This is a genomic window from Roseibacillus ishigakijimensis, from assembly GCF_016595415.1.
Classification (GTDB): domain Bacteria; phylum Verrucomicrobiota; class Verrucomicrobiia; order Verrucomicrobiales; family Akkermansiaceae; genus Roseibacillus; species Roseibacillus ishigakijimensis.
Map to the genome: position 1 here is coordinate 1 of NZ_JAENIO010000134.1, position 618 is coordinate 618.

The 618-nt window shown below is 42.2% G+C and carries 1 protein-coding gene; it reads left to right on the forward strand.

All coding sequences use genetic code 11. From position 1 onward, the window contains the following. Positions 1-89: 89 nt before the first annotated feature. Positions 90-548: a leucine-rich repeat domain-containing protein gene (locus JIN78_RS16905; RefSeq protein ID WP_200393174.1), complete on the forward strand. Its 459-nt coding sequence runs from the start codon at positions 90-92 to the stop codon at positions 546-548. Positions 549-618 lie beyond the last annotated feature (70 nt).

Sequence of the window (618 nt, forward strand, 5' to 3'; positions counted from 1 at the left end):
CGCGCTGCTCGACTTGTCAAGGGAAAAAGGTGGTTTTTGCCAATCTAATTTGCTGGCTACGAATCGGTTAGGCTCTTAACCTGACGCGAATGGGACTTTACAATTATCCGGTATTTCACGAATGCTTAAAATTAGAGAAGATTACAGTCGCCGAAGAAAATACACATTTTTATGACAATGACGGAGTTCTTTTTCGAAACTTCCCTCCTGCTCTACTGAAATACCCTCCAAGAAAGGATAATTCCTTTTTTTCCATTCCCAGCGGAATAGAAATCATTTACGAAGAAGCTTTTGCAGACAGCGAAAAGCTCACGTCAATCATCATACCAAACTCGGTATCAGAAATACATTCGGGCGCATTTAAATCATGCACTTCTCTAACTTCGTTTGCTTTTCCTCTAAAAGTAACGATTGTTTCAGGTTTAGTTTTAGTTGATTGTGTGAACATTGAAACGGTTACTCTTTCTCCTGAGACGACCGAAATCGGAGATACAGCCTTTGGGGGCTGCTCAGCATTAACCGAAATCACACTACACGACAAAAATTGAGGGGTGAAAAGGCGATTTGAGCCAAGCGAGAAACTCGTTGCGGTCCTTGGCCTTGAGGTGGGGATTGTTA

Excerpts from the sequence above, each read along its gene's own strand:
- JIN78_RS16905 (WP_200393174.1), top strand. The coding sequence starts at position 90 with ATGGGACTTTACAATTATCCGGTATTTCACGAATGCTTAAAATTAGAG.